Source organism: Sphaerochaeta associata, assembly GCF_022869165.1.
GTDB classification, from domain to species: domain Bacteria; phylum Spirochaetota; class Spirochaetia; order Sphaerochaetales; family Sphaerochaetaceae; genus Sphaerochaeta; species Sphaerochaeta associata.
Genome location: NZ_CP094929.1, coordinates 577,746 through 600,454 on the forward strand (window position 1 = coordinate 577,746; position 22,709 = coordinate 600,454).

The 22,709-nt window shown below is 52.7% G+C and carries 20 protein-coding genes; 17 read left to right on the forward strand and 3 right to left on the reverse strand.

The genetic code is table 11. From position 1 onward, the window contains the following. The 6 genes from MUG09_RS02665 (at position 1) to MUG09_RS02690 (ending at position 5,851) form a co-directional block, all read left to right on the forward strand. Entirely contained in the window at positions 1-540 is a 540-nt protein-coding gene (locus MUG09_RS02665) for a TRAP transporter small permease (protein WP_244773296.1), read from the forward strand. Then, the gene (locus tag MUG09_RS02670; protein ID WP_244773298.1) at positions 540-1,856 is read left to right on the forward strand and encodes a TRAP transporter large permease; all 1,317 of its coding nucleotides are present in this window, start codon (positions 540-542) and stop codon (positions 1,854-1,856) included. The genes MUG09_RS02665 and MUG09_RS02670 overlap by 1 nt, the downstream gene beginning before the upstream one ends. 152 nt (positions 1,857-2,008) lie before the next feature. Beyond that, a complete protein-coding gene (locus MUG09_RS02675) occupies positions 2,009-2,830 on the forward strand; it encodes an electron transfer flavoprotein subunit beta/FixA family protein (protein WP_244773300.1) in 822 nt (273 codons plus the stop codon). After that, positions 2,823-3,818: an electron transfer flavoprotein subunit alpha/FixB family protein gene (locus MUG09_RS02680; RefSeq protein ID WP_244773302.1), complete on the forward strand. Its 996-nt coding sequence runs from the start codon at positions 2,823-2,825 to the stop codon at positions 3,816-3,818. The genes MUG09_RS02675 and MUG09_RS02680 overlap by 8 nt, the downstream gene beginning before the upstream one ends. Beyond that, positions 3,815-5,233, forward strand: a complete 1,419-nt coding sequence (locus MUG09_RS02685; protein ID WP_244773304.1) for an FAD-binding oxidoreductase — start codon at positions 3,815-3,817, stop codon at positions 5,231-5,233. The genes MUG09_RS02680 and MUG09_RS02685 overlap by 4 nt, the downstream gene beginning before the upstream one ends. A gap of 9 nt (positions 5,234-5,242) precedes the next feature. Beyond that, complete coding sequence (locus MUG09_RS02690; RefSeq protein ID WP_244773306.1) at positions 5,243-5,851, forward strand: TetR/AcrR family transcriptional regulator; 609 nt, start codon at positions 5,243-5,245, stop codon at positions 5,849-5,851. Here the strand turns inward: MUG09_RS02690 and MUG09_RS02695 are convergent. Beyond that, the gene (locus MUG09_RS02695) at positions 5,840-6,481 is read right to left on the reverse strand and encodes an SGNH/GDSL hydrolase family protein (protein ID WP_244773315.1); all 642 of its coding nucleotides are present in this window, start codon (positions 6,479-6,481) and stop codon (positions 5,840-5,842) included. The genes MUG09_RS02690 and MUG09_RS02695 overlap by 12 nt on opposite strands. A gap of 67 nt (positions 6,482-6,548) precedes the next feature. On the opposite strand from MUG09_RS02695, the gene MUG09_RS02700 reads away from it, so the two are divergent. Then, positions 6,549-7,835 carry a sn-glycerol-1-phosphate dehydrogenase gene (locus MUG09_RS02700; protein WP_244773317.1) on the forward strand — a complete coding sequence of 429 codons (1,287 nt, stop codon included), beginning with the start codon at positions 6,549-6,551 and terminating at the stop codon, positions 7,833-7,835. On the opposite strand, the gene MUG09_RS02705 is transcribed toward MUG09_RS02700, so the two are convergent. Continuing rightward, a complete protein-coding gene (locus tag MUG09_RS02705; RefSeq protein ID WP_244773318.1) occupies positions 7,816-8,619 on the reverse strand; it encodes a TIM barrel protein in 804 nt (267 codons plus the stop codon). The two genes, MUG09_RS02700 and MUG09_RS02705, sit on opposite strands and share 20 nt — an antisense overlap. A gap of 96 nt (positions 8,620-8,715) precedes the next feature. On the opposite strand from MUG09_RS02705, the gene MUG09_RS02710 reads away from it, so the two are divergent. From MUG09_RS02710 to MUG09_RS02735, 6 genes are all read left to right on the forward strand, one after another. Further along, positions 8,716-9,603, forward strand: a complete 888-nt coding sequence (locus MUG09_RS02710; protein ID WP_244773319.1) for a sugar phosphate isomerase/epimerase family protein — start codon at positions 8,716-8,718, stop codon at positions 9,601-9,603. Between the two features lie 237 nt (positions 9,604-9,840). Beyond that, the gene (locus tag MUG09_RS02715; protein WP_244773320.1) at positions 9,841-10,857 is read left to right on the forward strand and encodes an ABC transporter substrate-binding protein; all 1,017 of its coding nucleotides are present in this window, start codon (positions 9,841-9,843) and stop codon (positions 10,855-10,857) included. A 74-nt stretch (positions 10,858-10,931) separates the two neighbouring features. Continuing rightward, positions 10,932-12,623: an ABC transporter permease gene (locus tag MUG09_RS02720; protein WP_244773321.1), complete on the forward strand. Its 1,692-nt coding sequence runs from the start codon at positions 10,932-10,934 to the stop codon at positions 12,621-12,623. Positions 12,624-12,634: 11 nt separating this feature from the next. Then, positions 12,635-13,723 carry an ABC transporter ATP-binding protein gene (locus MUG09_RS02725; protein WP_244773323.1) on the forward strand — a complete coding sequence of 363 codons (1,089 nt, stop codon included), beginning with the start codon at positions 12,635-12,637 and terminating at the stop codon, positions 13,721-13,723. 3 nt (positions 13,724-13,726) lie between these two features. Continuing rightward, positions 13,727-14,602, forward strand: a complete 876-nt coding sequence (locus MUG09_RS02730) for a PfkB family carbohydrate kinase (RefSeq protein ID WP_244773325.1) — start codon at positions 13,727-13,729, stop codon at positions 14,600-14,602. Between the two features lie 104 nt (positions 14,603-14,706). Further along, on the forward strand, positions 14,707-15,852 hold the full coding sequence (locus tag MUG09_RS02735; RefSeq protein ID WP_244773327.1) for a Gfo/Idh/MocA family protein: 1,146 nt from the start codon (positions 14,707-14,709) through the stop codon (positions 15,850-15,852). A gap of 19 nt (positions 15,853-15,871) precedes the next feature. Here the strand turns inward: MUG09_RS02735 and MUG09_RS02740 are convergent, their stop codons facing one another. Further along, the gene (locus tag MUG09_RS02740) at positions 15,872-16,867 is read right to left on the reverse strand and encodes an AraC family transcriptional regulator (RefSeq protein ID WP_244773329.1); all 996 of its coding nucleotides are present in this window, start codon (positions 16,865-16,867) and stop codon (positions 15,872-15,874) included. A 115-nt stretch (positions 16,868-16,982) separates the two neighbouring features. On the opposite strand from MUG09_RS02740, the gene MUG09_RS02745 reads away from it, so the two are divergent. The 4 genes from MUG09_RS02745 (at position 16,983) to MUG09_RS02760 (ending at position 22,702) form a co-directional block, all read left to right on the forward strand. After that, on the forward strand, positions 16,983-19,502 hold the full coding sequence (locus MUG09_RS02745) for a hypothetical protein (RefSeq protein ID WP_244773331.1): 2,520 nt from the start codon (positions 16,983-16,985) through the stop codon (positions 19,500-19,502). A 133-nt stretch (positions 19,503-19,635) separates the two neighbouring features. Then, a complete protein-coding gene (locus tag MUG09_RS02750; RefSeq protein WP_244773333.1) occupies positions 19,636-20,904 on the forward strand; it encodes an ABC transporter substrate-binding protein in 1,269 nt (422 codons plus the stop codon). A gap of 86 nt (positions 20,905-20,990) precedes the next feature. Beyond that, positions 20,991-21,869 carry a carbohydrate ABC transporter permease gene (locus MUG09_RS02755; RefSeq protein WP_244773335.1) on the forward strand — a complete coding sequence of 293 codons (879 nt, stop codon included), beginning with the start codon at positions 20,991-20,993 and terminating at the stop codon, positions 21,867-21,869. After that, positions 21,866-22,702, forward strand: coding sequence for a carbohydrate ABC transporter permease (locus MUG09_RS02760; RefSeq protein ID WP_244773337.1), 837 nt, complete (start codon positions 21,866-21,868; stop codon positions 22,700-22,702). Before MUG09_RS02755 ends, MUG09_RS02760 begins: the two co-directional genes overlap by 4 nt. Positions 22,703-22,709 lie beyond the last annotated feature (7 nt).

Consider the following 22,709-nt stretch of genomic DNA (forward strand, 5'->3'; position numbering starts at 1 on the left):
ATGTCAAAGTTCTTTGCAACCATGGATAAAATCAAACATGCATATGATTGGACGGACAGGATTGTCATGATAGCCTGCAAATTATTGCTGATTGCAGACATCCTGATCACCAGTTATGCAGTAGCCGGCCGAATGTTCAATCAATACATTCCTTTCCTTAAAGACCCTGCCTGGTCGGAAGAGGTGGTATTGACTTGCATGTCCTATATGGCTGTCCTTTCCGCCGCCCTTGCCATCAGGCGGTGTTCGCACATCAGGATGACCGCCTTTGATAAATACCTTCCCAAACGGGTCATCAAGTTCCTGGACATCCTCTCTGATATCGCAGTCCTCAGCCTGGGCTTGATCATGCTCTTTGTCGGTTGGCGTTATGCCACGACCATCGGAAGTAGGGGAACATATGTTTCAATGCCATGGCTCAGTCGTTTCTGGATGTATTTTCCTGTTCCCCTCGCAGGATTTGCCATGATCATTTTTGAGTTGGAATCCCTGTACAACCATTTGAAATCCTTCTTTGTGAAGGAAGAGGAGAAAGCCTGATGGACGCAAACAGTATTGCAATTCTGATTCTCCTGGGAACTTTCTTTGCCATGATTCTCCTTCGTTTTCCCATTGCCTATGCGGTAGGGCTTTCCTCAGTCTTCTGTATGCTTTTCCAGGGCTCAAGCCTGAATGATATCTGCCGACTTATGGTCAAGGGCATCAGCTCGTTCTCGCTGATGGCGGTTCCCTTCTTCATAACCATGGGTGTGCTGATGGGTTCCGGTGGGATATCGGAAAAACTCATTGCTCTTGCCAATGCGTGTGTGGGTTGGATGAGAGGCGGCCTTGCCCAGGTGAACATCGTGGCTTCGTACTTCTTCGGAGGCATTTCCGGCTCTGCTGCCGCCGACACAGCCTCACTTGGCTCCATCCTCATTCCCATGATGGTCAACGAAGGCTATGATGCAGACTTCTCCACCGCAGTCACGATTACCAGCTCCTGCGAGGGCTTGCTCGTGCCTCCCAGCCACAACATGGTCATCTATGCCACCACCGCTGGCGGTATTTCAGTTGGAAGCCTCTTTCTTGCCGGCTACCTCCCTGGTGCTCTGCTTGCCGTCACCTTGATGATCGGTTCTTACATCTTTGCGGTGAAGCGCGGCTATCCCAAGGGGGATGCGTTCAGTATCAAGAACTTTTTTGTGCAATTGGGAAAATCCTTCTGGGCTTTGGCGGCTGTCATCATTGTTGTCATCGGTGTTGTCGCCGGTTTCTTTACTGCTACTGAATCAGCAGCCATTGCAGTTATTTACTCCCTTATTGTCTCGGTCTTCATCTATAAGGGCTTGACCTGGAAGGGTGTATGGAAGGCTTTGGACGATTGTGTAGGAACCTTGGCAATAGTGCTGATTCTTATCGCTACCTCTTCGGTCTTCGGGTACTGTCTGACCACTCTCCATGTCCCCGATCTGGCCGCAAATGCAATCACCAGTCTCACCAGCAACAGGATTCTTCTGATTCTGTTGTTGAATGTGATTTTGCTGGTTCTCGGCTGCATCATGGATATGGCACCGATCATCCTCATCGCCACCCCGATTCTGTTCCCCATCGCAACCGGCGTCTGCGGCCTCGATCCCATTCAGTTCGGCATCATGGTGGTGCTCAACTGCGGTATCGGTCTCTTGACTCCTCCTGTAGGAGCCGTTCTGTTCATCGGTTCGGCCGTTGCAAAAATTTCCATGGAAAGGGTTGTCAAGGCAACGCTTCCGTTCTATCTCTGTATGATCGTCGCGCTTTTGCTCGTGTCCTTCATTCCCCAGATCAGCCTCTTCCTACCGATGGTTTTTGGAGGCTATATTCCCACCAATTTGTAGCAGTTGGTGCATGCCTTTTTTTCGTATTAAGCCGGGGTTTACGCCCCGGTTTTTTGTATGGTGATGATGTATGGAATAAAAAATGACCGCGGTCATTTTTTTGTTGACCTCTGATCAAACCCACTCTACCATGGAGCAAAAGAGGGGGTATCATGCATATCATCGTTCCCATCAAACAAGTTCCCCAGACCAGTGATGTACAGATGGACAAACAGACCGGCACCATGATCCGGTCGAGCTCTGCATCCATTCTCAATCCATTGGATCTGTATGCCGTCAGTGCAGCCCTTGCATTGAAGGATCGCTATCAGGCACGGGTCAGCGTCATCACCATGGGGCCGCAAAGCGCCGTCAAGGTGCTCAAGGAAGCCATCGCCATGGGGTGTGACGACGCCGTGCATCTGACCGACCGGGCCTTCGGAGGCTCCGATACCTGGGCTACTTCATACATCCTGTCACTGGCAGTCAAGAAGCTTGGCATTCCTGACTTGATTCTGACCGGAGAGCGGGCAACCGACGGGGACACCGCCCAAGTCGGGCCGGCTCTTGCCTCATGGCTCGGTCTTCCGGTTCTGAGCTATGTATCAAAGATTGAGCAGGTGCATGCTGATTCCCTTATCGCCGAGCGCTTGGTCGAGGAGGGCTATCAGAAGGTGAGAACCACCTTGCCGGCACTCCTTACCGTCATAAAGGAAATCTCGTCGGTTCGCCTTCCCACCCTCAGCGGAAAGAAGCGGGCGATGGCCAGTTCAATCGCAGTCTGGGACGCCCAGGCCCTTGAGGCCGACAGCCGGTTCATCGGTCTTAAGGGATCGCCGACCAAGGTCGTCAAGATCGAGATTCCCAAGGTCAGCCGAAACTGCATTGTCGCCAAGGTTGAGGACGATGCCTCCCTCGTCGCGGCTGTGGACCGGTTGATTGCATTTCTGGAAGAGCGGGATTTGCTTGGTGAAGGAGGTGCCCATCATGGCTGATGTATGGACGCTCAGTGAATATTCCGAGCATGGGATGAAGGATGTCTCCCTCGAGCTCCTTGGTAGAGGAAGGGCCCTTGCCGACAGCTTGGGTGTATCGTTGGCGGCAGTGGTGTTGGGACATGGGATCGAAGAGTCCGCATTGCAATCGCTGATCGAACATGGGGCCGATGTAGTCTACGTTGCCGATGATCCGTGTCTTGCCGACTTTACGTGCGAAAGCTATGCAAACGTGTTGGTTCCTCTGATCAAGGAACACAAGCCTCAGGTGATGATTGCAGCGGCCACCACCACCGGACGCACCTTGATGCCCTATGTGGCCGTCCAGGTCCATGCCGGTTTGACTGCCGACTGCACCGAGCTGGCGATCGAGCCGGGAACGGGGAATCTGCTACAGACCAGGCCTGCAATCGGTGGCAATATCATGGCAACCATCAAGAGTCCCGACCATCGCCCCCAGATGGCGACCATCAGGCCTCGTTCAACCAAGAAACCAATGCGTGACGGCAGTCGTGTTGGTACGATTGTGCATATTCCTCCATCTCCGAGTTGGAAGAATGCATGTGTAGAGGTTCTCGGACTGAGGAGTTTGGAAGGCCAGAATGCAAGCATTGAAGAGGCCGAGATTGTTGTCAGCGGAGGTAAGGGCTTGAAGAAGCGGGACAACTTTACCTTGGTCGAGGACCTTGCAAAGGCTCTCGGCGGGGAAGTTGGAGCGAGCAGGGATGCAGTGGACCGCGGGTGGGCGGCCTATCCCCATCAGGTCGGACTCTCGGGCAAGACCGTCTCACCGCGCCTGTATGTGGCGGTGGGGATTTCGGGGGCCATCCAGCATCTTGCAGGCATCAAGACCGCAAAGTGCATTGTGGCGATCAATCACGACGAGCATGCAAACATTCTCGATCTCGCAGACTTCGCCCTGGTCGGAGATTTATTCACCATCCTGCCGGAGATTCAAAAGCGGCTGGAAGCAAGGAGGCAGGCATGAATTCGATATATGGAGTCGTCACCAGGGAACTGGTCGGTGAACTTGAGGCGATTGTTGGCAAATCCAATCTCCTGACCGACCTTGAGCGGATGGAAAACTACAGTCATGACGAAACCTCCAAGGAGGAGTATGCCCACAGTCCCGAGGTGGTAATCACCCCGACCTCGGCCGATCAAATTGCTGCGGTTATGAAGCTTGCCACCAGAGAACGTATTCCTGTAACACCCCGTGGTGCGGGTTCGGGCCTCTCAGGTGGTGCCATTCCCTTGTTCGGAGGCATCGTATTATCGGTGGAAAAGATGAACAAGGTCTTGGAAATCGATGAGGCAAACCTGACGGTCACCGCCGAGGCCGGTATCGTCACCAATGAACTGAATGAACAATTGAAGAGCCGGGGGCTCTTCTTTGCAGGCTATCCGATGAGCCTTGAGACCTGTTTTTTAGGCGGCAATATTGCAGAGAATGCCGGTGGAGGAAAGGCGGTCAAGTACGGAGTGACCGGTCGATACATTTTAGGTATGGAGGTGGTCACCCCGCAGGGAGACATTGTGGAACTGGGCGGAAAGGTGACCAAGGATGTGAGCGGATATGACTTGAAGCAGCTGTACATCGGCAGCGAAGGGACGCTGGGAATCATCACCAAGGCAACGATCAAGCTGCTGGGTGTGCCCAAAGTCGCCTCCAATCTTTTGGTACCGTTCGCCACCGCCCAACAGGCAATCGCGGTGGTTCCCCTGATCATGAAGCAGGGCATCATCCCCACCAGCATTGAATTCATGGACCGCAGCTCGATCGAGATGTCCTGTTCCTACCTGAATGAGAGCCTGCCTCTTGAAGGGGTGGGTGCCATGCTGCTCATCGAGATTGACGGAACGGATGAACAGACTGTCGAGCGGGAACTGATTCAGGTTGGGGATCTGTGCAGCGGGCAGGGGGCGATGGAAGTCTACATCGCCGAGGATGCCACCACCCGTGAACGCATCTGGTCGGTGCGGCGCAACATCGCCGAGGCGATCAAGGTCTACAGCCCGGTTCAGAGCCTGGAGGATGTGGTGGTTCCCATCGCCTCCATCCCGCTTGTACTCCCCCGTCTACAGGAGCTGAAAGAGAAGTATCAGGTCAGGATTCCCTGCTACGGCCACGCCGGGGATGGGAATCTCCATGCGACCATAGTCAAGGATCCCGGGATGAGCCTTGCTGATTGGAAGGAGTTGGAACCAAAGCTTCTTACCGAGCTCTATGCCTTCATCACCGGCGAGCTGGGAGGGAAGATCAGCGGGGAGCACGGTATCGGTTTGAAGCGAAAAGGGTTCTTGAAAGCGTTGATTCCTGATGCGGAGTATCAGCTCTTCAAGGCCTTGAAAACTGCCTTCGATCCCCTGTACATAATGAACCCCGGCAAGATTCTGGACTGAGGAGAAGGAATGGCAAAGCAACCCAAACCGCACGGCAAGGCAGAAGCAACCAAGCAACTGATTTTTGAAAGAGCATTGACGCTGTTCAAGAAGAAGGGCTTCGACCAGGTCTCCATCAGGGAGATCACCGATTATGCGGGTACGGCGAAGGGGAGTTTTTACACCTACTTCAGCACCAAGAGCGACATCATCGTCGAGGAGTTCTGGACCATCGATGCCTACTACCGCAGCATTGAGGCAGAGGTGCTCAAGCAGGCCTCTGCTCCACGGCGACTGCTCAGGTTCACCGAGTTGCAGCTTCTGTATGTACGCGATGTCATCGGCTGTGAGACACTGAAGGTCCTGTATGCCAATCAGGTGCTCAAGGAGGGATCGGACAAGGTCATCACCGACCAAAGCCGATTCTGGTACACCTTCATCTGCTCGATCATCGAGGAGGGGCAAGAGACGGGCTTGTTTCGGAAGGAGAAAGGGGCTGCTGAATATGCAAACTTCTTCAACCGAGCGATTCGCGGTCTCTTCCTCGATTGGAATATCAGCTCGGCCTCCTTTGATTTAGTGGAGGCCGGGCTCGATTATTGCAGGTCCTTGTTGCTTCCCGCCCTGCTACAGTCCTAATCCCTGCTGAATTAGGTGTGAGAGGGTTTTCATTCCCTGTCTGGTGGGGTGGAGGTTGTCTGCCAGCATCCCGTCCCCTTCGTGGATGGGATAGGCTGCCAGGTCGATAAGGTTGGCTTTCGGATGGCGAGCAACGCAGTCGCGTACCACCTGCGCAAGCTCAAGCTGACTCCAGTTGTGCATGTTCACTTGCTCCAGGGTTCTGTCGGTGCGTTGCAGGGGAGTGCAGAAGTAGAGCTTGCTTGCTGAATGCCGCTCAAGCATGGCTGCCACCAACTGCTCATATGCTTGGATGAACACCTCCTTGGTTACCGGCAGGTCGGCCTGTCCCCAGTCGTTGGTTCCTCCAAAGACGATGATCAGGTCGCCACAGAGCCGGGACTGCCTTTTTTCATCCTGGAAACAAGAAGAAAGGGGTCTCAAGCCGGTTCTGCTGATCCTGCTGCCCGAGTACGACTCGTTCATGATCAGGTCCAGATTGCACCGCTTTGCCAGCTGATGCCACCAGGTGTGTTCGACGTTGATGACGTCCACCCCCTCCTTGGGGTAGAAGAGTTCGTTCTCTTGGGGAACAAAACCTTTGAAGGTTGATATGGAATCACCGAGGATTGAGAAGGTTGTATGTGTCATGGAGGCAGTGTATCGCACTGCTTTTCCTCACTCAAGAGTCTGTGGTATGCTCAAAAAGGAGGCTTGCATGGATACGAAGATTTCGCTGGTGCAAAGAGGGGCCTTGAAGAAGGTAGGCTCAACCTTTGTGGAGGCATTCGGTCATACGAACGCGCTGTTGATCGCCGATGGGAACACCCTTCGCATTGGAGGCTTTGCCACCGCCCGATCGCTACAGAAGGCCGGCATCGAGGTTCGTCAGTTCATATTCCCGGCCCACCCGCAGCCCTATGCGGACGAGCACTCCATCGCCCAGGTCCGTCTCAGTCTTGAGATGGACAACAGCATCGCCGTCGTCCTCGGCTCGGGGACGCTCAATGATATCACCAAGCGTGCAAGTTCAGAGCTGGACCGTCCCTACATGGTAGTCGCCACCGCCCCTTCGGTGGATGGATACACCTCCTATGGCGCAGCCGTCTCGATCAAGGGTTTCAAACAGACGCTCAGTTGTGCCGCCCCTATGGTGGTCCTTGCCGATACCGATATTCTCTGTGAGGCTCCTGCTGAGATGATAGCCAGCGGCTATGGTGATTGCATGGCCAAATATACGGCGGGCATGGACTGGATCCTTGCAGATCTTTTAGGTGTGCAACCCATACGGGACGATGTCTGGGAGATGGTCCAAAAGCCTCTTCGCTTGGTGTATGCTCATCACAAGGGTATCGCCAACAGGCAGCGCGAAGGTATCGGCCTGCTTTTCGATGCGCTCTCGGCAAGCGGGTTTGCCATGCAGATCATGCATGACTCACGCCCGGCAAGCGGTGCAGAACATCTGATCAGCCATATTTGGGAGATGGAACACCTGAGCAAGGACGGTCTGCCGGTAAGCCATGGGTTCAAGGTCGCGGTAGGGACGATGGCAATCGCTCACCTCTATGAAGAACTTGCCATGCTGGATGTTACTGAATGTTATGGCAAGCCCACCCAAAGCTGGGAGGAGCGGAAGCAGGCAATTCTCTCCTTCTTTTCCAATAAAACGGTAGCCGAGGAAGCTCTTTCCGTCTCCAAGGCGAAGTTCTTGGAAGGGAAGGCCTTGCAGGCAAGACGAAAGGCGTTGATTGCCCTGCTGCCCACCCTGAAGGAGCGAATCTCCGTACAGCTTCCTCCTTCCAAGGAGCTGAGGGATTCTCTTATTGAAGTGGGCTGTCCCGTGCATCCGAGCCACATCAATGCAACGCTCGAGGACTTGAAGCGGGCCGTGACCGGGGCGCAGATGATTCGCAATCGCTATACCGTGCTCGACCTTTATTATGAGCTTGGACTGTTCGACCGGGCGCTGCAGAGCTTGGAAGCGCTCAGCGGAAGAGTTGGTTGATGCTCTTCTGTATTTCCATTTCCAACGACTCAATGTCGAGGTTCTGTACTGCAGGACTGAACGGTTCAAACGAGAAGGTTCCCCGATAGCCGCTGTTGACCAAGGCTTGCGCCTGTTCCCTGGTGGCCAGCAGATCGTCCTCCAAGAAGAGGATCCTGTCGGCATCGGTCGGTTCTTTGTGCAACGAACCTGCTGCCACAGAGGAGAGATGTACCAAGCCGGTCATTGAGGCAAAATACTGCTTTTCGTTGGCAAGGTGATGGTGGAAGGTGTCATGCACAAGGCGGTACCACCGCTCATATCCGCTGCCTTCGATCGCCTCAATCGCCTCGGCTTTGCTTCGCAGGGAACTTGCTGTGAAGCCCAGCGGTTCTACATAGCCGTATAGTCCATACTCTTCAAACAGCGGTCCGTACTGGGAGAGTGCATAGCGGGTGCGTTCCAACCACGACGAGCGATTCTCATTGGCATCGATGCCGTTGACCGGGCAGAGCACAATCGCATCGGCACGCAGGTTTTTTGCATATTCCAAAAGAGTGCGGAGCTCTTGATTCTTAGCCTCGGAATACTCATTGAAGCGTTGGAGGGCGTTGATGGTAGCCACCTTGAGCTGATGCTTGGCAAGATGGTCGCGTACCTCTTCTGCCTTTTTCCCGTCGAACGGGTGTTGAGTTCCTCCATCATTTCTCAATTCAATGACCGAGCAGCCACACCGCTGGGCGAGAGAAAAGAAGTCATAAAGGGGCAGCGAGGGGGCGATGATTCTATTGAGGCCGATCTGCATCTGAATAATCCTCCTGTGCCTCATAGTATCATCCGATATTCTGCTGTCAAGCAAACGATGCTGGTGTTTGCAAGACAGCGGTGCTACACTTGCCCTATGCAAATAATGAGATGGCCGGTTATCGGGGTGAAAATGCCCAAAGTCAGAACCTTGGAGGCCCTCGATGCCTTCCTGGCAAAAGTTCAGGGGCAAGGATTCGATGCCGTTGAGATGTCGCTGGAGATGTTCCCCTTCATCATCGATGGGAATATTTGCTCGGCCTGGGTAGATGCCGTCGAGCCGGTGCTTGCACGGTACCCCCTACTGTATTCAGCTCATATCGGACGTGGCCTGGATTTACGCAATCTGGAAAACCACGAACTTCATGCTTCGGTCCTGCGCTCCTCGCTTCAAATCTGCCACGTCCTGCATATGGATATCCTGGTATTGCATTATGAGGTGAAGACCAACAACCTGAAGGCCGAACGGCAGTTCCTCGATGCCCATAGATGGGCGGCCGACCTTGCCCTCAGGCTTGGAATAACCTTGGCTGTCGAGAACATCGAGGTTGAGCTGGTAGAGCCGGTGGTGGCATTGATGGATGAAATCCGTCATCCCAATCTCAAACTCAATCTCGATACGGGTCATGCATACCTCGCATCCAAGCGCTTTGGGTTCGACTTTCTGGAGGCTGTGAAGCAGATGGCCCCCCATCTATGCCATATGCACCTCAATGACAATACCGGGCGTTTCGAGGAGTTGAGGATCACCGACCGTCTTGCCTACGACTGCCTGTCGATGTCCCATCGCAGGGAATTCGGACGGGGTGATATCCACATTCCGCCTTTCTTTGGCAGTGTTCCGTTTGACCAGGTGTTCTCCCTTGTCCAATCGTATCAAGGTCGATTCATCTGTGAGTATACCTATGAGGATTTCGAACCGTTCAATCAAGCAATCGGAGAGAAGGTTCGCTCCCGTCTGCTTGCCTCTCGGTCCCTGCTGTAATGTGAAAACGTTCTTACAGTCAAGCCTGATGAATTCCTGCAATTTTCTTGCAGTGCATTGCTGTTGCTGGTGAATGGGAAGAAATTTGAGAATTATTTGACAAATGACAACTTTGATGCAATCATCAAAGTATGGTAACGTTTTCATGAAAGGGTCAGGGACAAAGGAGGATGCGTTCCTGAGCTCGAAGGTGTTGCCGCTCCTGGTAAAGGAGCTGTATAGAAAGGAGGATCGATTATGAAGAAAATGGTATGTGTAGTGGCAGCTGTGCTCATGCTTGTCATGCCTTTGTTCGCCCAGGCGACAGCGGAAAGCGGACCGAAGAAGTATCAGACGCTGCAGATGTATACTGCGCTCGATACCGAGGAGGCTCAGTACTACTTGGATGTATTTCAGAAGTCTTCTGGGATCAAGGTAGAGTATGTACGTATGAGCTCTGGTGAGGTTTTGGCCCGAATGGAGGCGGAGAAGTCCAATCCGCAGGCTAGTGTTTGGTTCGGCGGTTCCAATACCGATCACATCAATGCCCAGTCCAAGGGTCTGCTGACTCCCTACAAGCCCGCCACTGATTTCGAGCTTGCACCGATGCTGCATGCCGATGATTACAGCTGGAATGGCTTTTATACCGGTGCCATCGGCTTTGTGACCAACACCGAGTTTTTGAAGAAGCATAATCTCCAACCCCCCAAGAGTTGGGACGATTTGCTCAACCCTGTCTACAAGGGACAGATTGAAATGGCGTATCCGTATACCAGCGGAACCGCCTACACAACCTGGGCCACCATCATTCAAATGAAAGGTTTGGCCGGAGCCCTCGATTGGTGGGAGAAGTTCGATAAGAACGTTCATCAGTACACCAAGAGCGGTACTGCCTGTATCGCACGCGCCGGCCTTGGCGAATGTGCCGTCGGCATCTCCTTTTCCCACGATATTGTTGCAAAGGGTGTTGCCATGGGGTATCCGTTGGTCATGAGCTTCCCCGAGGAAGGAACCGGCTATGAAGTTGGTGCAGTTTCCATGATCAATGGGGCCAGGCAGGTGGAAGAAGCCAAGATTTTCATGGATTGGTGTTTCACCGAAGAAGCACAGAACCTGTTCAAGAAGTACTCCCGTCTGCCGGTCAACCCGAAGGCTACCGTTGCAGAAGGTGCTGTGAAGCTGTCCGACATCAAGTTGATCGACTACGATGCAGTGAAGATGGGTCTTGCCAAGGATGAGTATGTCACCGCTTGGAGAGATCGTATCGGCAAGTAACAGTTCATGTCCGAATTCAAGGTGCAATCTCAGCTCTTCCTGTGGGGTTGCACCTTGCTGTAAAGAGGTAGGTGATGAAACATCAGGGCCGCAGCACTATTCAGCGCATCAATGAGATAAAGAAACTGATACAGGAACCGTTCTTGCTAATTTCCATCCTTGTAATTTTCTATCTCTTGATTCTCTTTGTCATTTTCCCGATTTATCAGGTGTTTAAGACCAGCCTGTCATACGACGGGCACTTCAGCCTGAAGAACTACAGTGATGTTCTCAGGCAGTCGTACTATATAAAGCCGCTCTTCAATTCAATGATTCTTGGAGTCCTGGTGGCAACCATTGGAACATTGGTCGGCTTTGTATTCGCCTATGCCATCACCAGGACCCCTATGAAGGCGAAAGGTGCATTCCGCTTGATTGCAACCTTCCCGATGGTAAGTCCTCCGTTTGTCGTGGCTCTTGCCTGTATACTGCTCTTTGGTAGATCGGGGATATTTGCAGGTGCGATCGGAAACATCTACGGCCTCACCGGTCTTACCATTGTTGAGGTGATCGCCTACGCTCCGACGGCCTTTCTTGCCTTAGTCGGGGTGCTGCAGGCAATAGATCCGGCCCTTGAAGAGGCCGCCATGGATTGCGGGGCCTCCAGGATTAAGATTTTCAAGACCATCATCCTGCCACTGGCCACTCCGGGCATCGTCAGTGCTTGGCTCCTGGTGTTCATCCAGTCCCTTGCAGATTTCGGCAATCCCATGATTCTAAGCGGGGATTTTTCCGTTCTCTCGGTGCAGGCGTATCTGCAGATCACCGGCATGTATGACCTTGCCCGTGGATCGACGCTGGCCATCCTGCTTTTGGTTCCCACCGTCGTCGCCTTCTACCTGCAGAAGTACCTGCTTTCCAAGAAGTCGTATGTCACGGTTACCGGCAAGCCTACATCGGCAACCATCAAGAATCTTGAATGGTACATCAAGTATCCGGTCTATGCGTTTTGCATGCTGTTTGCCCTGATCGTACTCTTGTTTTACAGCATGGTTGTCTGGGGTTCATTCCAGAAACTGTGGGGCGTCGACTCCACCCTGACACTGCGCAACTATGTGCAGATGTGGCGTGTGGGAAAGAACTACATCATCGACTCGCTCTACATTTCGGCCATCATCACTCCGATCACCGGAATTTTGAGCATGTTCATCGCCTATTTGATCACCCGCAAGCAGTTCTTCGGGCGCAATGCGATGGAGTTCTCCAGCATGCTGACCTTTGCGGTTCCCGGAACCGTTGTAGGTATCGGCTATATTCTTGCCTTCAATACTCCCTCTCCCTTGATGCCTATCACCCTTACCGGTACGGGTTTCATCATCATGGCTCTCTTGGTGTTTAGAAACCTGCCGGTCGGCATTCGAAACGGGGTTGCCGCCATCGAACAGATCGACCCTTCCATCGAGGAGGCCTCGATTGATTTAGGCGCCGACAGCGGTCTTACGTTCCGAAAGATCACCTTGCCGATGATCACCCCGGCGTTCTTTTCCGGTTTGGCCAACTGCTTCGTCCGTTCGATGACCGCCATCAGTGCCATCATCTTCGTTGTCTCGGGTCGGTGGAACTTCATCACCGTCGCCGTACTCGGGTTTGTAGACAATAGTCAGTATGCTCAGGCTGCAGCCATGAGCCTCCTGCTGATCGCCATCGTTTTGCTCGCCTTGGGCCTGATCAAGTTTGTAACAGACAAGATGGGCAGGGGCATGCAATCCACCTCAATCATTGAATAGGAAGAGAAGCCATGAAAGAAGCATATTTGGAGTTGAAAGATTTGACGAAGTCCTTCGGAAACGATGCGGACAAGGTAGTTGCCGTCGACCATATCAATTTGCAGGTGAAAGAGGGCGATTTGGTGACCTTGCTCGGTCCCTCGGGATGCGGAAAGACCACCACCCTCAGGATGATTGCGGGTTTTCATACACCCACCGGAGGTGATGTGTATATCGACGGGGTGAGCATGAATCAGATTCCCCCGAACAAACGTCCGACTGCGATGGTGTTTCAGAACTATGCACTGTTTCCGCATATGACGGTTTTTGAGAACATCGCCTATGGGTTGAGAATCCGAAAAGAGAGCAATGATGAGGTGAAACGCAAGGTAGAGGATATCATGCGCCTGATCGGCCTGGAGAATCTGGGAGACCGACAACCCCGCCAGCTTTCCGGCGGTCAACAGCAGCGTGTCAGCCTCGCCAGGGCCTTGGTCATGGAGCCGAAGGTGCTGCTGTTCGATGAGCCGCTTTCCAATCTTGATGCCAAGCTCCGTGTTTCCACTCGATTGGAGATACGCAAACTGCAGCAGCGGGTGGGGATCACCAGTGTGTATGTCACCCATGACCAGGAGGAGGCGATGACGCTCTCCGACAAGGTTGTGATCATGGATAGAGGACTGATTCAGCAGGTGGGCTCCCCAGCCGAAATCTACAGCCACCCGGTCAATCGTTTTGTCGCCGGGTTCATCGGCAAGGCGAACTTTTTGCAGGCGGTTGTGGATTCGGTGGAATCAGAACAGTTGGTTCTGCAGTTTTTGGGCAAGAAGATCGTTGCACCACGTTGGAACAAGGAAATCAAGACAGGGGATGAGGTGCTCATCGTTGCCAGGCCGGAGTCGATTCTTCCTGAACACCCCAATGAGGAACTGGTGGAAGGAGTGGTTGTCAACTCTGTCTACTTCGGCTCGCAGATGCTCTATGAGGTGGAGCTGCCCGACCATACCGTACTTCAGATTGAGGTGGCCGATCCTCAGTATCACCCGATATTCACCCAAGGCCACAAAGTCGGATTGGCATTCAAGGACCGCAGCCTTCATGTGCTGCCGATGGAGAAATAAAGAATGAACTATGACATCTTGATGCTGGGCCACATCTCCCAGGATGTTCTGATCGACCATCAGAACGTACGACAGGACATCGTGGGAGGGGCTGTTGTCTACTCCTCGTTTGCTGCAGGTTCTGCAGGCAAGCGTGTAAAGGTGATCACCAAGCTTGCGGCCAAGGACCTCAACATCCTCAAGGACCTTGAGCATCCGCTGGTGGACTGGGATGTATTGCCCTCCAGGGAGAGTACATCGATCAAGAACACCTATTTTACTGCAGACAAGGAGAGGCGCGAGGTGATTCTGCTCTCCCAGGCTGATCCTTTCACCCTCGAGGAAGTACAGGCAGAGGCCTCCATCTACCACCTTGCCGGCCTGTTCGGCGGTGAAATTCCCGACTCCTTGGTCCTGCCGCTTTCCAAGCGGGGCAAAGTCGCCCTCGACGCCCAAGGGGTGCTTCGGTGTCTGGATGAACAGAAAAATCTTGTTTTCAAGGACTGGCGGCGCAAGCAGGAGTTGCTTCCCTATATTACCTACTTCAAGACCGATGCCGCCGAGGCAAAGATACTCACCGGCTTGGATAACCGACAGGAGGCCGCCCGTCTCTTATACTCCTGGGGGGCCCAGGAGGTGATGCTCACGCACAATACCGAGGTGATGGTCTGCCATCAGGGGAACATCCATACTGCTCCATTCACCAACGTCAACAACAGCGGGCGGACCGGACGGGGTGATACCACCTTTGCCGCCTACCTCGCATGGAGGCAGGACCACGATGCAGCAGAGTCCACCCGCTTTGCTGCTGCACTGTGCAGTCTGAAGATGGAGAAGCCCGGAGTCTTCCGGGGAACCCTTGAAGAGGTGCTCAAGCGGATGGAGCAGGATCGAATGTAGTGAATGTATCCGTGGAGTATGGGAGGTGTTTCAAGGGAGACCTCCCTTCTCTTTTTATTGCAGATTTTCCGTTAATCATTATACTGATGATGCAAGGAGCAGCTATGCACATACTTGGAGTGGCCGTCATCGGTTGTGGCGGTATTTCTAAAGCGCATGTCGAGGGGTATCAGGCGTTGGGACAGGAGTGTGAGATTCGCTGCCTTTGCGACATCTATCCCCAGAAGATGGAGAGCCTGAAACAACAATATATGCTAGGCAATTTGGTTGAAGTGGAAGATTATCACCAGTTGCTCGATCGGAAAGACATTGACTTGGTCTCCATTTGCCTTCCTCCCTCACTGCACTGTCAGGTTTCGGTTGATTTTCTCAGAGCCGGTAAACATGTTCTGTGTGAGAAGCCTATGGCGCCTTCTCTTGCTGAGTGCGACATTATGATGAAAGCCGAGATTGAGAGCGGAAAAATGCTTTCCATCGTTTCGCAGAACCGCTTTAAAACCGATACGATGCGCATGAAAGCCTTGATTGAAGGAGGCAAGCTCGGCAAGGTGTTGCTGGCTCGCGTCAACTCCATGTGGTGGAGAGGCTCGAAGTATTACGACCTTTGGTGGCGCGGAACCTATGAGAAAGAAGGTGGAGGCTGCACGCTCAACCATGCAGTGCACCAGATTGATATACTGGTTTGGCTCCTTGGCATGCCGCAAAGCGTGTACTCAGTCATGAGTAATGTGGCGCATACCAACTCGGAGGTGGAGGATCTCTCTCTTTCAATACTAACGTATCCAGGAATGCTCGCCCAGGTTGACGCTGCTTTGGTCGACCATGATGAGAAGCAGGAATTTTTCTTCGCTTGTGAAAAGGCTACAGTAGGTATTCCTTGGATGGTCAAGGCATGCAAACAGCGGCCGAATGGATTTCTTGAGCCGAACTTGGAACAGGAGCGGGAGCTGAACAGGTTTGTAGAAACCCTGCCGATGCTTGAGAAGGAACGGCATGCAGCCCAGATTGAGGATGTAGTGCAGGCTGTTCTCAGCGATCGAACTCCTTGTGTGACATCAAAGGATGGGCGTAATGCAGTCGAGCTGATCAGTGCCATGTATAAGAGTGCAACATGTACTCACAGCGTAATACTTCCTTTGGAGTCTGAAGACCCGTTCTACACTCAGGAAGGAATGATGAGGCATGCGGTTCGTTATTACAAGAAACAACAATCAGTGGATAACCTTGAGGATGCTGGAATAACCTTGTAGGATGATTCGGACTTGAAATTCAGCGAAGCATCGCTGATCGCTTTCCTTCCTGCTCCTCGGGGGTCTGCAATATCCTGGGCAGCGATGCATGGGCATTACGCTCGGGGTCGGACTGACGAAGAAGCAGTAGTGATTGGTGATTCACATCCTTTCTGAACTCAGTCGGATTCATGTTGCAGTATTTGTGGAAAACACGGTTGAACTGACTGAATGAGGAAAATCCACATCGTGAGCAGATATCCCTGATCGGGGTAGTGCTGTACAGCAACAGGTTCTGTGCATTACGCACCCGAACCAGTTGAAGGTAGGTGATGTAGGTCGTACCGGTCACCTCCTTGAATTGCCTTGAGAGATAGAAGGGACTTATGGAGAACTTGAGGGCTATGTCGGCAAGCGGCAGGTCCTCTTCGAAATGGCTGTGCATGTAGCTGGTGACTTCGTAGATTTTCTGGGTGATCGAGTCGACAATCTCCTGCTTGGTATAGCGATTGGCCTTCCTGTTGGTGGCAATGATCCAGAGAATCCTCTGGAAGGTGTTGTGGATCATCAAATCCGAGCCGGGAATGCTGCTTGTTCCCATCAGGTAGATTTCATTGAAAAGCTTGATGATGCCTTGCAGGATGGTCGGCTCGAACCGATAGATGGGAATCTTCTCCTCGAACAAGGAGAGCAGTCGCTCCGTCTGTCGCTCAAACCCGATGGGAATCGGGAACTGAAAGGCAATTACAAGCCGAGACTTCGAACTCTCGTGCTCCGGGTAGAGACTCTTATGCAGGCACATCGGCTTGAGCAGCACTATGTCGCCACGTTGCAAGGAAAAGTATTCACCCTCGATGATGTGTGTCGCAGCATCGTCGAGCAGGACATACACCTCATAGTAGGTGTGAAAGTGCTGGAACTCCATATTCAAATGGCGTTTCTGATAATCGAAGACATAAAAGACAGGATCATCCACCTGATTGACCTTGATGACCAAGGACTCATTGAAGAGCATGTCCAATTTTTCGTACTTCATGCTCCCATCCTACTGTAAAACGCATGAAATGCAAGCTCGAATATATTTCTCAGCAAGAAATACGTGGTTCTTGCAATAAAGCGGGCATATACTTCTCTATGTGGGAGGACCATCCATGCAATATCTTACCTATGCATTACAGCAAGGCGGCATCATCAATCGGTTTCTCGTCAGTGAAACGCATACACAACCTGTCAGGGGTGAAGCCGTAGTCATTCAAAAAGAGGCGAATGTCTGGGAAGGCTCGGTGGGTGCGGCAACGCATGTGAATCCCGTGAGGGAAACCTTTGTCCAGCAGCGAAGACAGGCCATTGAATCCTATCCAACGTTCATCGAAAAACAGGCTGGAGGATCAGTCCTCATCGACGGGACAGCTCATCAGCTTTCAGCCCGTTTTCCCTTCAACGACCCGGTGCTCTCACTTTCCGGCTTCTATCCCAATCCTACGTGGATCAGTGCAACAGCAATCACCTACCTCGACTCACAAAAGCAGAGGGATGTCGGTTGCGTTCTCTCTGTCTGTGGAGGAGCCAGAATTTGGGTTAATGAAAACCTGGTGGCTTCGTTTACTCCGCACTTGAGAAACCAGATGCAGCAGACACACATTGTGCTCCCGCTGAAAGTGGGTGAGAACGAAGTGGTGGTGTTCTGGGATGAGTTTGCAGAGCGTGACAGCGATTGTTCCTTTTCTCTATCCCTGGATTCAGACTGTGAAGGACTTGTCCAGAAGCTGCCCATCGGCGAGTGCGATGCCGCTCTGGTTCTGGCGGTGGAGGAAGCGTTGGGAAACCTCAGTTGCAGGAGCAATCATGTACGGAAAGGCGAGGTCGAATTGTTCTGTCCCAATCCGTATGAGCATCAGACTCTTGAGATCCACCTTATCGGAGCCACCGAAGAGAACTTCATGGTCGGAGATCTCTACGAGACTACGGCGGTCATTCTTCCCGGAAAGAACACCTGCTCCCTCGGGCCCTGCGAAAAGCTGCCCATCGGATATCTGCAGTTCAAGGCAACGGCAGTGGTACAGGGGATGAGCATGAGCTATCACCTGGCGTTTGAGAACTTCCCCCTCTCCCTGGTTCCACAGGCAAAAGCGACCATGGATGAGCGCAAGCAACAGGCTTTCGAGGTGCTTGCCCGGTACGGAGAGCGCAACGCAAATCGTGCGGTTGCAATCCTGCATGCAGACGGACCGAGGGATGAGTTTGAGCATATCCTGCGCCGTCAGATCACCTTCATCAACAAGCGAAGCGATTGCAGTGACTTCTATCTCTCCTATTTTCCCCATATCCTGAGAACCTTTGCCGACCATCCCTATGTTACCGAGGATTTGAAAGAGGAGATGAAGCACTGCCTGCTCAATTTCCGTTACTGGCACGATGAACCCGGTGACGACGCCATGTGGTTCTACAGCGAGAACCACGCCCTTATGTTCCATGTCTGCCAGCTGCTCGCCGGAGAGCTGTATCCGGATGAGGTGTTTACCAACAGCGGCATGACTGGGGCCCGGATGCAGGAAAAAGCCGTCGGCTTGCTGCGCCCGTGGTTTGAGACCTTCTTCGCCATCGGGTTCACCGAGTGGAACAGCCCTCCCTACCTGCCCATCGATGCACTGGGGTTTGCCAGCCTGTATGCACAGACAAGCAATCAGGAGATGAAGGACCTGGCCAGGAAGGCGATGGACTCAATCTATTACATTCTTGCAATCAACTCACTCGATGGGATTTTCTGTACCACCGCCGGCCGCACCTATCCCAAGGAGTTGTTCGGAAACAACTCCAACTGTCCATCCTTCATCAATTGGATCGGCTATGGCATCGGCAATACCAGCCACGCCGGCAAGGGTGTGACCGCCCTCTGTTTCTCCGACTACCAGGCTCCACAGGAGTACCGCCAATTCTGTCAGGTTCCCAAAGGCAAGGCGCTTATCAGCCAGTCGACGCACGGCTACAACGGACACGCCGATGTGTATGTCTGTAAAACCTCCTGTTCACTGCTCAGCAGCGCCAACAACTTCCGAGTCGGAGAGCGTGGGTTCCAGGAGAATCCCATCCACCTTATCTTTTCAGCCACCGAGCAGGTATGGATTAACCACCCGGGCGAACACAACCTATTCGGCCATGCCCGGCCATCCTACTGGGCGGGTAACGGGACGTTGCCGCGGGTGAACCAGTATGAGAACTTTGCTTGTGTTGTTTTCAACAATGATCCTGCCCATCCTGTAGATTTCACCCATGTCTACCTGCCGACCATGGAGTTCGCTTCTTTTGAGAGGAGAGGCAGCTGGCTCTTTGCTGCATCGCATAATGGAGGGTATGTCGGTGTGTACTGCTCCCAATACCTTGAGCCTGCAGGCTACGGTCCGAACAAGGAGCGTGAGTTCATCGCAGCAGGCAGGAAGGCCGTCTATCTGCTGAGGGTGGGGTCGCAGTGCAGCTTCGGCAGCTTTGCATCTTTCATCAAGGCGATGCTCGATTCTGATTTGTCGGCAACAGATCAGGCGTTTGTATTCGAGGACCCGTCCCTCGGTCGTCTGGAGGGGGGCTGGGACGCATCATTGGAGGTCCAAGGACAGACGATCAAGTACAATAATTTTGACCCGGTTGGAACGAATCTGTGGTATGTGGAGCGATAAAACGCAAGATATGCACACTCAAAACGGTTTATTGGGCAAAAAAGTTGTAGTTTTCTATCTATGGCTCTTTATACTGAAGATGAGAGCATAGCTCTCCAATTCGATTTGTTTTCTCATACGTAGGAGGTATGATATGAAGAAAGTATCGATGATTCTCTTGATGGTTCTTCTGCTCTCCGGCATGGTTTTCGCTGCCGGAACAAAAGAAGCTGCCGCTGCCGGCCCTCAGGTATTGAAGGTTATGCTCAGCGAGGAACCTTCGAGTGAGGATGCCCTGCTCAATACCCTCAAGAAGTGGGCTGCCGAGACAGGAAACACTTTGGATGTCATGGTAATTCCGTACGAAGACCAGTTGACCAAGTTCCCCTTGATGGCGCGCAACAATGATTTGCCCGACCTTCTCACCACAACTCGTCTATCCCGCCTCTATCCGGATGAGTTCCTTGATATGGCACAGTATTTTGACATGTCCATCTTCGAGCCTATGGCCGTTGAGATCATCGTCCAGGACTACAAGTCATCCAAGAAGTCCATCCTGCCGCAGCAGTTCACGATTACCAATGTGTACTACAACAAGGATGCTTTTGCTCGTGCCGGCATCACCGCCCCCACGATTGAGAAGCCTTGGACCCTTGATGAGCTGGAGAAGAATGCCATCCTGCTCAAGGAGAAGGGTGGTGTGAAGTACGGCATGGCAATGGATGCCTCCCGTGCACGCTATGACAACATGATGTATGCCAATGGCGGATCGATGGTTGAAAAAGACGGGGCAAGTTTTGATGTCGCCATCAACAGCCCGCAGAATATCGCCGCCCTGCAGCGGTTCATCGACTGGAACAATAAGTTCATGCCCAAGGCCATCTGGGCCGGCGGTACGACTGACAACCCGGCCGACTACTTCAAGAACGGCGACGTAGGCATCTACTTCAGCGGAAGCTGGAACTACAACTCCTTCTACAACCAGATCAAGAACTTCAAATGGGGCGTCATGCCTTCACCGGTTGGAAAGAGTGCGAGTGCCATTCTCGGTGGAAGCGGTCTTGGCGTACCGGCGAATGCAAAGAACAAGGACCTGGCCATCTCCTTCCTCAAGTGGTTCTACACCAAGGAAAACTTCCAGGAGTATCTTAATCGCGACAAGGGTCTCTCATCCTTGGTCGGCGTGACGTACTCTCCTCTAGATGCACAGGTTGCTGAAGACTACAAGGTATTGCAGAGTGAAGTCGGCAAGGTCACCTATGCATTCAGCACCGACGAGAGTTCCATGTGGAGAAACTTCTACGACAATGAGTACCGCGATGCCATGAAACAGGCTGTCAACGGCGATCTCACCGCCGCAAAGGCTCTCAATGATTTTGCAGCCCTGCTTTCCAAGAAGTCCGGCTGGGATCTCAAGTATTAAGTGTTCTATCCGGGCTGTCCGGTACGGGCGGCCCGGATGATTCAATTGGAAGAAGCAAGGTGTTGTATGCCAACCGGGGGGATGATATGAAGACACGATATGTGAAACGGCACGTAAGAGCCTTCTGGCTGTTCGTAGCTCCCTGTCTGTTGCTGTTTTCCACCTTCTTCCTCGTCCCGCTTGGGTTGAGTGTGGGATTTTCCTTCACCAACTACGATGGATGGAAGACGATAAACTTCATCGGATTGGCAAATTACAGGGAGTTGTTCGCTGACACCAAGTTCTATCAATCGCTTGGAAGGACGTTTGCCTACACACTGTTCAGCCTTCCTTTCAAGGTCGTCGTTCCGCTGCTCATCGCCAGCCTGGTCACTTCCAAACGGGTTGCCATCAAAGGTCTGGCAAGGACGCTGACCTATATCCCTTCCTTGCTCAGTGCTCTGGTCGTCGGTATTACGATCAACTGGATGTTCAGCGCCGAGTACGGACTGGTCAATTACGTCATCCAACTACTTGGAGGAAAGCCGCTTCAATGGGCCCTTAACCCCAAGCTTGCCACTTTTGTAATCAGTTTTGCCTCCAACTGGGCTTCCACCGGATTTTACATGGTAATCTTCATCGGCGGGCTCAACAACATATCCCGTGACATCTATGAGGCAGCGGCCATCGATGGAAGTTCCAATGTGCAGACCTTTTTACGCATCACCATTCCCATGCTCGCCCCCACCACCTTCCTGGTGACCTTGCTTTCCACGGTCAATCTGCTGAAGGAGTACGCACTGGTCCAAGGTATCACCCAAGGCGGACCGGGCTTGAATACCACCTTCATCATCCAGTTCATCTTCGACAAGGGCTTCAACCAGATGCAGTACGGCTACGCTTCGGCCATCTCCTTGGTTGTCATGGTAATTTTCTCCTTCATCGCCTATGTCCAGTTCAAGTTCAGCAATGGAGGTGACCGATGAACAAGCCTTCGCTTCGCGTTTCCAAAACATTGATCCCTTCGGCGTTGACGTTGATTGTCTCCCTGGCCATCCTCTTTCCCATCGTTTGGCTGGTTCTGAGCTCGTTCAAGGAGACAGGGGAACTCTTCAGCTATCCTTTGGCCATGTTCCCCTCCCGCTTCACCTTCATTCATTACCAAAAGGTCATTGGTGAAGGCTTTTTCGGCTATGTCTTCAACAGCCTCTTTCTGGCTGTGGTGGGAACTGCAATAACCTTGGTGATCAGCGCCATGTGCGGTTATGCATTGGCGATCTATCGGCAAGAAGTCTCCTATACCAATTTGGTGTTCGGCATCTTCCTCCTGGGTACCCTGATTCCCGGCGAGACACTGACCGTGCCGCAGGTGACGGTTATCAGCGAGCTGGGCCTGTACAACAACATCTGGGGAGTCATTCTTCCTGTGGTGACCACGACGACCGGAATTTTCATGTTCCGTCAGCACTACCTGTCCATCCCTCTCTCGTTTGTGGAAGCGGCCCGCATCGACGGCAGCAATGAGGCACAGACCTTCCTCTATGTCATGCTTCCGCTTGGAACCTCAAGTACGGTCACGCTTGCCATCTTCAGCTTCATGTGGCGTTGGAATGACTACATCCTGCCGTTGCTTGTCCTGAGCGACCAGAAGAAGTACACCATTCAGATTGCAATCAAGAATTACATTGGATTCAATGGCGTCGACTGGAGCAGCATTCTCTCAGCCTCGGTCATGTCGATCATCCCGATCATCATCTTGTTCATCATTTTACAGCGATACATCGTTGGAGGACTTTCGGCGTCAGGGGTGAAAGGGTAAACTGCTG